Genomic DNA, 8,042 nt, shown 5'->3' with positions numbered 1-8,042 from the left:
TTGATTTTATTGGCGCGCCCAAGGGGAATCGAACCCCTGTTTTCGCCGTGAAAGGGCGACGTCCTAGACCGCTAGACGATGGGCGCGGGGCGAACCGGCGGAGCCGCTCGCGAAGTGGGGCGACGTATAAACGCGCCAATTCGCGCTGACAAGCCTTTCCTCCCGTAACCCCTGTGGATTTTTATCGCGATCCACCGTTCGCGCCGCACAAAGCCAGATCGACCAGCCGCGCGCTCACTTTCGTGCGGCCGCCCCAGTGATCGAGCGACAAGGAGCAAGCGAGATGCGCGCGCTCGCCACGCGCCTTGGCCAAAGCCGCGCCGATCGCCGTCTGCGCCGCGCGAAAGGCCGCGACTTCCAGGCGCGCGCCGTCTCCCGCCTGGACCCTCAAGCGCAGATGATCGCCGCCGAAAGGCTGAATCTCCGCGATCCTGTGTTCCGGCAGGACGAAGACTGGTTCCGGATTGCCTGCGCCGAAAGGCCCGGCCTTTTCGATCTCTTCGACCAAAGCCGGGGCGCAGGCGCTCGCCGTCAGCAGGCCGTCCACCGCAAGGCCCGCTCCGGTCCGGGCGCGCGCGACGGACTCCGCCAGCGCCTCGTCGAGATAGGACTGGAACGGATCGAGCTGGTCGCGCCGCAGGGTCACTCCGGCCGCCATGGCGTGGCCGCCGCCCTTGACGAGCAGGCCGCGCTCCACCGCCGCACGCACCGCACGGCCGAGATCGACCCCCGCGATCGAACGCGCGGAGCCGGTTCCGACGTCGCCGTCGAAGGCGATGGCGAAAGCCGGACGGCCGAACATTTCCTTGAGCCTCGAGGCGACCAGACCGACGACGCCCGGCTGCCAATCCTCGCCTGCCGCCAGCACAAAGGCGCCCTCCTCCGCCGGACCCAATTGCTTGTAGGCTTCCGCCAAAGCCTCCTGCAGCATCTGCTTTTCGAGGATCTGGCGTTCGCCATTGAGGCGGTCGAGTTCGGACGCGATGGAAGCGGCCTCCAGCTCGTCGCGCAGCAACAGCAGCCGCGCGCCGAGCGCCGCATCGCCGATGCGGCCGCCGGCATTGATGCGGGGGCCCAGCAGAAAGCCGAGATGATAGGCGCGCGGCGGCCCGTTGAGCCGGGCGACATCGGCCAAAGCACGCAGGCCGACGCGGCCGCGCCCCTTCATCAGGGCGAGGCCCTTGGCGACAAAAGCGCGATTGAGGCCGGTGAGCGGCGCGACATCGGCGACGGTGGCGAGCGCCACCAGATCGAGCGAAGCCAGCAGATCCGGCTCCGGCCGCTCGCGCCAGAAGCCGCGCTGGCGCAGGGCGCGGTTGAGCGCGACCAGAGCGACAAAGGCAACGCCCGCCGCGCAGAGCGCGCCCTGCCCCGAAACATCGTCCTGCCGGTTCGGATTGACCACGATCGCCTCGGGCAGACGCTCCGGCGCCTGGTGATGATCGAGCACGACCACATCCATGCCCAGCCGACGCGCCTCGCCGAAAGGCTCATGGCTGGTGGTCCCGCAATCCGCCGTGACAAGCAGCGTCGCGCCGCGCGCGGCCAAGGCGCGGATCGCCTCGCTATTGGGGCCATAGCCTTCGGTGATGCGATCCGGGATATGGATCAGGCGGGTGACGCCGCAATAGTCGAAAAATTCAGCGAGCAGGGCCGAGGAACAGGCGCCGTCGACGTCGTAATCGCCGAAAATGGCGATGGTCTCGCGCCGCTCGACCGCCCGAGCGAGCCGTTCCGTCGCCTCCTGCATGGCGGTGAGCGCATAGGGTTCGGGCAGCAGCGCGCGCAAGGTCGGATCGAGATGCGCCAGCGCGGTCTCCGGCGCGACGCCGCGCCCGGCCAGCACGCGCGACAGCAGGTCGGGCAAGCCGGTCCGCTGCGCGATCGCCAGCGCCAAGGCGTCGCCCGCGGCGTCAAGCCGACTGAGCCAGGGCCGTCCGAGCGCGCTCTTCTCGACGCCGAGCAGAACCCGCCGTTCAGACGCCATCAGCATCGATTTTCAGCGCGCGCTGGAAGGCCGGACGCGACTGGCACCGCTCCAGATAAGCCGTGAATTCCGGGCGCGGCGCCAACATCTTGAACACGTTGACGACGAAATGCAGATCGGAGGCGATCAGCACGTCGGCGGCGGAAAATTTTTCGCCGAGAATATAGGGGCCGGCGGCGAGCGTCTCGGACAGGACGTTGAAAACCTTGTCGAAAGAGCCCCACCCCGCCGAAACCTCCGGCAATTGCACATTGGCGTATTTCTGGGTGATCGACGCCTCGACGCAGGAGCCCGAAAAGAACAGCCATTGCAAATAACGCCCGCGCGTCGGATCGCCGATCGCGGGCGCGAGGCCGGCTTGCGGGAATTTTTCCGCCAGATAGGCAATGACCGCGCCGGATTCAGCGACGCAAGCCTCGCCATCCTGCAGGGCCGGGACCTTCTCCATCGGATTGACGGCGTGATAGGCTGGCGTGTGCTGGCCGCCGTTCTTCAGATCGACGAGAACGCGCTCATAGGGCGCGCCGATCTCCTCCAACAACCAGAGCACGCGCAACGACCGCGTCCGGGGCGCCCAGTAAAGCCGCATCCTTGTCTCCCTCGCCGAAACGCGAACAAAATAGGAACAATCAGCCCCGGCGTCAAGCCCGCGTTTACTCCCGCTCGATGCGGATCACCTGCGGCTTTTCGGCGATATGGCCGTCAACAACAATGGCCGCGAGCGCCTCGCGCACCGAGGCCTCGGTGGTCGCATAGGTGACCAGCACCACCGGCACGATGCTGTCGTCCGCCGCGCAGGCTCGGCGCTGGACGATGCTTTCCAGCGAAATTTCGCGCTCCGCCATGCGCGCCGCGATCGCCGCCGCGGCGCCGATATGGTTGCGGGCGGCGAGGCGGATGTAATAGCCGCCCTCGTGGCGCTGCATCGGCGATTTCTGCGCCGGCGCGAGATGGCCGACCGGCAGGCCGAACGGCGCGGAGCGGATGCCGCGCGCGATATCGGCGATATCGGCCACCACCGCCGAGGCGGTCGCCATGCCGCCGGCGCCGGGGCCGACCAGGGTCAGTTCGTTCACCGCATCGGCGTCCACCGTCACGGCGTTGGTCACGCCCATCACCTGCGCGACGGCCGAAGACAGAGGCACCATGATTGGATGCACGCGCTGTTCGACGCCATGCGGGGTGCGCTGGGCGACGCCGAGCAGTTTCACGCGATAGCCCAGCTCTTTCGCCGCATGGAGGTCGGCGAGCGAAATATCCTGAATGCCTTCGATGCTGATCGCCTCGGCGTCGAGCCTCACGCCGAAGGCCAAAGAGGCGAGAATGGCCAGCTTGTGGGCGGTGTCGAACCCGCCGATATCGAAGGTCGGGTCGGCCTCGGCATAGCCCAGCTTCTGGGCCTCCGCCAGGCATTCGGCGAAGGACAGGCCCTCCAGCTCCATGCGGGAGAGGATGTAATTGCAGGTGCCGTTGAGAATGCCGTAGACGCGCTCGACGCTATTGCCGGCGAGGCCTTCGCGCAGGGTCTTGACGATGGGGATGCCTCCGGCGACCGAGGCCTCGAAAGCCAGCGCGGCGTGATGCGATTCGGCCAGGCCCGCGAGGTGAAGACCATGTTTCGCGAGCAGCGCCTTATTGGCGGTCACCACCGATTTGCCGGCCGCCAGAGCCGCCTCGACGCTGGCCCGCGCGCCGCCCTCGTCGCCGCCGATCAGCTCGACGAACAGATCGATGGATTCGGATCGCGCCAGCGCCACGGGATCGGCGAACCATTCGACTCCGGACAGGTCGATGCCGCGCTCGCGCGCCGCGTCGCGCGCCGAAACGCCCGCCACGACGATCTTGCGGCCGGTGCGCGCGGCGAGGTCGCCGGCCTGCGCCCGCAGCAGACGGACCACGGCGGCGCCGACGGTCCCGAGGCCGGCGATGCCGACGCGCAAAACTTCACTCATCACCCGGCCCCGCATGATTTCTGGACTTTGCGGCCTTGTGCCTCATTTCGCGCGGAGGATCAATGCGCGGCGCCGTGCGCGCCTTCATCCGCCTCGCTGCACGGGCGAGAACCGGATCGCCAATAAATAGTGAATGGAGAGGACGTTCGTACGGCGTATATTGCGCTTATCGGAAGCTTTGGCCCCCGCCTGAAGCCTCGGGCGCCGAAGCAAGATGCGCGACGCGCTTTTTCCCATGTGGGGGCGCCGCAGCAACGAGGGAGCGACGTGATGCGCTTTTTCCCTCTCCCGCTTTGCGCCCTCGGACTGGCAATTTTTCTGCCGCCGGCAGCGGCTTTGACGGAGCCGGCCCGAATCATCCTGATGCGACATGCCGAAAAGCTCAATCCTTACGCTTTGTGCGATCTCGGGATGCAGCGCGCGCAGGCCCTGAAGAGCCAGTTTCTCGGCCAAGGCGCCGCGCAATCCCTGTTCGCCGGCGGTGAAAAGCCCGACGCGTTTCTCGCCATCACCTTGCATCCGATCGAGACGATCACGCCGGCGGCGCAGAGCTGGAACTTGCCGGTGATCGCCTACACCGTCGTGCCCGGAGAGGACGAAGATGACGCAGCGAGGGAGGCCGACGTGAACCAGCGTACGCAGCAGGCGGCGCACGACGTCATGACGGATCCGCGCTATCTGAGAAAAATTGTCGTCATGACCTGGGAACACGTCCATATCGCCAAGGCAAAGCTGGAAAAATCATATCCCGGCGAGTTGGTGACGCTGCGCCAGCTTTTGCATCTCGACCAGATCGCCGGCGCGCCCAAAACCTGGCCGGACACGAATTACGATTTCTTCTGGATTGTCGATTACGCGCCGAACAATCCCATTCCGACAGGGTTCCGCATGGTCCGTCAGGCTTTTACGGCGCCCTTTGCGCAATTGCCCGCCAATGATTGGGATGAGCCGGAGCCTCAGCACATACAGGCCGGTTGCATCAAATAAAGCGCATGGCCGCCCAAATATCCGCGAATGCGCGGCGCTTTTCGACAGAATGCGGTCGACTCGCGTCTATAACCCGATGATCGCCCTATCCGCTTCGAGCCCTTCGCGCTCAGCCGAGCCCCGTCCCCAGCCATTTCTGCGCCTGGGCCAGCGCGTAGCGGTCGGTCATTCCGGCGATGTAATCGGAAACGACCCGCGCCCGGCCCGCTTCGTCGCAGGGCCGCGCCGTCAGCGCCCATTCCTCGGGCATGGCGTCCGGCGCGGCGAAAAACTTGCCGAACAGCCCGCGCACGATGGTCTTGGCGTTTTTCCAGACCGGAAGCACCTTGCGATGGCGATACATCCGCACGAACAGGAAATCCTTGATCTCCTTCTGCGCAGCCGCCATCGGCGCGGAAAAGGCCGCCGTCGCCGCGCTGGCGCGGCGGATGTCCTCGATGCTGTCCGGCGCCAGCGCCGCGAGGCGGCGGGCGGTTTCCGCGAAGGCGTCCTCGACGAAACGCGTGATGACGCGGCGGACCAGCTCATGGATCACCCGCACCCGCTCCAGATCGGGATGAATCCTCGCGACCTCGTCGAGCAGCGCCCGCAGGAAGGCGACCTCGCGCAAATCGTCGAGATCGAACAAGCCCGCGCGCAAGCCGTCGTCGATATCATGGGCGTTATAGGCGATGTCGTCGGCCAACGCCGCGCATTGCGCCTCTGCCGAGGCGAACAGCTCCAGATCGAGTGGAAAAACCTTGTCGAATTCACTGATCTCCAAAGGTATTTCCTTTGACGCATAACGTCCGACATAAGGTCCGCGCAGCGGGCCGTTATGTTTCACCAGCCCTTCCAGCGTCTCGTAGCAGAGATTGAGCCCGTCCCAGCCGGCGTAGCGCCGCTCCAGCCGGGTAACGATGCGCAAAGCGTGGGCGTTATGGTCGAAACCGCCATAGGCGGCCATGCATTCGTCCAGCACTTCCTCGCCGGCATGGCCGAAACAGGTGTGGCCGAGATCATGGGCGAGCGCGGTCGCCTCGGCCAGGTCCTCGTCCAGCCGCAGCCCGCGCGCCAGGGCGCGGGAAATCTGCGCCACTTCGATCGTATGGGTCAGCCGGGTGCGGAAATGATCGCCTTCCAGCGGAATGAACACCTGCGTCTTGTGGGCGAGGCGGCGGAAGGCGGTGGAATGGATCAGACGGTCGCGGTCGCGCTGAAAGGCGCCGCGGGTCGGCGATTCCGGCTCGGGATAGAGGCGCCCCCGGCTCCGGCGCCAGTCGGCGGCGAAAGGCGCCAGCGGCTTGTCATGGATGAAGGGCGGCGAGAGATCGGACGCGGCGGCGGACAAGGCGGAACCCGATGATTGGGCGGCAGGACGCAAGCCGCATGCGCTCCCGCGCTTATCACGCGCGGCGCGGCGGCGTCGAGGCCGCCGGTTGTATAATCGCAAGGCGACTTTTCCGCGACGCGGCATAAAAGGCGTCGTGTCGCATTGACCCGCCGCCGCCGCCGACTATCTTCAGGGTGACAGAGCTTGCCTGGAGAATCCCATGACCCAGATCGCGGCGGAACAGGTCGCCGTCACCGACAGCGCGCTGAAGCGCGTGGCGGAAGTGCTGCGCGGCGAGGCGCCCGGCGCCTTCCTGCGCATTTCCGTCAATGGCGGCGGCTGTTCCGGCTTTCAATATGCCTTCGACATCGTTCCCGCCGCCGAGGACGGCGACCTCATCCTGGGCGATGCCGACTCCCGCGTCGCGGTCGATCCGGTGTCGCTCGATTTCCTCAAGGGGGCCCGAATCGATTATGTCGACGATCTGATGGGCTCGTCCTTCCGCGTCGACAATCCGAACGCCACCGCATCCTGCGGCTGCGGGACCAGCTTCGCCATTTGAGGTTTTCGCAGGCGGCGCCGTCACGGAGCCGCGCTCGCGGAAAGCCCCCGAACCGAGAGCCGCCCGCATGTCCCGCCGCGCCGCCGAAACCCGAAACGCCCGGCGTAACCTCCCGGGCGCCCCCGCATGAGGGCGCCCAATTCGGTGGATTTCTGGCGCGGCTTCGCGCTTGTGACGATTTTCGTCAATCACGTCCCCGGCATTTTCATCGAGCGTTACACGTTCCGCGAATATTCGCTGTCGGATTCGGCCGAACTCTTCGTGTTCCTGGCCGGCGTCTCGCTGCGCTATGTGGTCAATTCGCTGGCCGACGAGCCGCTGAGCGCGATGCTCTACCGCCTGGCGGGCCGCGCCCTCACGATCTATTTCGCGCAGATCGTCATCACCGCCTTCGCCATCGCCATCATCGCCGGCGCGGCCAAGGCGCTCGACCAGCCCTATATCCTGCAATGGCACAATGCGGCGGCAGTGTTCGAGGATCCGGTCGACGCCCATATCGGGCTGGCGCTGCTGCGCTATCAGCTCGGCTATTTCAACATCCTGCCGCTCTATGTGGTGCTGATGGCGATGGGGCCGACCATCGGGATCGTCGACCGACTGGCGCCGCGCATCCTGCTGCCTTTATCCGCCGCGCTCTACCTCTATACGGTCGCGACCGGCTGGAACCTGCCGACCTGGCCGGTCGAGGGCACATGGTTCTTCAGCCCCTTCGCCTGGCAGTTCATCTTCATCCTCGGCTTCGTGCTGAGCGGCCCGCGCGGCTATTCCAGCTTCTCGCCGCGCACGAAGAACATCCTATTCTGGCTGTCCGGCCTCCAGGTCGCCATCGGCGCGACCATCGCGATCGCCGATTTCACGCCCGACCCCGCCGTGCTGCCGAGCCCGAAGCTGTTCTTCGTGTTCGACAAGACCTATCTGTCGCCGGCGCGGGTGATCCACGCCTTGGCGCTGGCCTGTTTCTTCATGGGCTCCTTTCGCTATATCGACCGCTTCTCGCGGCCGCTGACCGCCTATCTGGCGATGCTCGGCCGCAATTCGCTGAATGTGTTCTGCGCGGGCTCGGTGCTGAGCCTGTGCGGCCAGATCGCCCGTTATCGCTTTGACGGGCGTTTGGAAATCGACCTCCTCGTGTTACTTGTCGGATTGACGGGATTGGGCGCAGTCGCATGGTTGTCGGAATGGCGGAAAAGGCTCGCCGTGGCGCGCGCGCAGCGCCTGGCCTCGGCCTGAGCCTGGCCTGCC

General features: G+C 66.1%; 7 protein-coding genes and 1 tRNA gene. 3 read left to right on the top strand and 5 right to left on the bottom strand.

The genetic code is table 11. The annotated features are described in order from the left end of the window. Positions 1–10: 10 nt before the first annotated feature. The 4 genes from ACE3S9_RS10990 to ACE3S9_RS10975 form a co-directional block, all read right to left on the bottom strand. A tRNA-Glu gene (locus ACE3S9_RS10990) sits at positions 11–86 on the bottom strand. Positions 87–181: 95 nt separating this feature from the next. Further along, entirely contained in the window at positions 182–1,987 is a 1,806-nt protein-coding gene (gene recJ, locus ACE3S9_RS10985; protein ID WP_374546502.1) for a single-stranded-DNA-specific exonuclease RecJ, read from the bottom strand. After that, complete coding sequence (locus tag ACE3S9_RS10980) at positions 1,977–2,576, bottom strand: glutathione S-transferase family protein (RefSeq protein WP_374546501.1); 600 nt, start codon at positions 2,574–2,576, stop codon at positions 1,977–1,979. Before ACE3S9_RS10980 ends, recJ begins: the two co-directional genes overlap by 11 nt. Positions 2,577–2,640: 64 nt before the next feature. Beyond that, positions 2,641–3,939: a homoserine dehydrogenase gene (locus tag ACE3S9_RS10975; protein WP_374546500.1), complete on the bottom strand. Its 1,299-nt coding sequence runs from the start codon at positions 3,937–3,939 to the stop codon at positions 2,641–2,643. Positions 3,940–4,209: 270 nt separating this feature from the next. Here ACE3S9_RS10975 and ACE3S9_RS10970 point away from each other — a divergent pair, with 270 nt between their 5' ends. After that, complete coding sequence (locus ACE3S9_RS10970; RefSeq protein WP_374546499.1) at positions 4,210–4,926, top strand: histidine phosphatase family protein; 717 nt, start codon at positions 4,210–4,212, stop codon at positions 4,924–4,926. A gap of 109 nt (positions 4,927–5,035) precedes the next feature. On the opposite strand, the gene ACE3S9_RS10965 is transcribed toward ACE3S9_RS10970, so the two are convergent. Next, positions 5,036–6,256 carry a deoxyguanosinetriphosphate triphosphohydrolase gene (locus ACE3S9_RS10965; protein WP_374546498.1) on the bottom strand — a complete coding sequence of 407 codons (1,221 nt, stop codon included), beginning with the start codon at positions 6,254–6,256 and terminating at the stop codon, positions 5,036–5,038. A 202-nt stretch (positions 6,257–6,458) separates the two neighbouring features. Here ACE3S9_RS10965 and ACE3S9_RS10960 point away from each other — a divergent pair, with 202 nt between their 5' ends. Beyond that, positions 6,459–6,800, top strand: coding sequence for a HesB/IscA family protein (locus tag ACE3S9_RS10960; RefSeq protein ID WP_374546497.1), 342 nt, complete (start codon positions 6,459–6,461; stop codon positions 6,798–6,800). A 126-nt stretch (positions 6,801–6,926) separates the two neighbouring features. Continuing rightward, positions 6,927–8,030 carry an OpgC family protein gene (locus ACE3S9_RS10955; protein WP_374546496.1) on the top strand — a complete coding sequence of 368 codons (1,104 nt, stop codon included), beginning with the start codon at positions 6,927–6,929 and terminating at the stop codon, positions 8,028–8,030. Positions 8,031–8,042: the final 12 nt, after the last annotated feature.

Origin of the sequence: Rhodoblastus sp., from assembly GCF_041915505.1 — a bacterium.
GTDB lineage: Bacteria > Pseudomonadota > Alphaproteobacteria > Rhizobiales > Beijerinckiaceae > Rhodoblastus.
The sequence above is the reverse complement of the archived record's forward strand: the minus strand, read 5'-3'. Positions and strand labels throughout refer to the sequence as shown.

Bases quoted from the DNA above. Each gene is read 5' to 3' on its own strand.
- recJ (WP_374546502.1), bottom strand. From the start codon at position 1,987: ATGGCGTCTGAACGGCGGGTTCTGCTCGGCGTCGAGAAGAGCGCGCTC.
- ACE3S9_RS10980 (WP_374546501.1), bottom strand. From the start codon at position 2,576: ATGCGGCTTTACTGGGCGCCCCGGACGCGGTCGTTGCGCGTGCTCTGG.
- ACE3S9_RS10975 (WP_374546500.1), bottom strand. From the start codon at position 3,939: ATGAGTGAAGTTTTGCGCGTCGGCATCGCCGGCCTCGGGACCGTCGGC.
- ACE3S9_RS10970 (WP_374546499.1), top strand. From the start codon at position 4,210: ATGCGCTTTTTCCCTCTCCCGCTTTGCGCCCTCGGACTGGCAATTTTT.
- ACE3S9_RS10960 (WP_374546497.1), top strand. From the start codon at position 6,459: ATGACCCAGATCGCGGCGGAACAGGTCGCCGTCACCGACAGCGCGCTG.
- ACE3S9_RS10955 (WP_374546496.1), top strand. From the start codon at position 6,927: ATGAGGGCGCCCAATTCGGTGGATTTCTGGCGCGGCTTCGCGCTTGTG.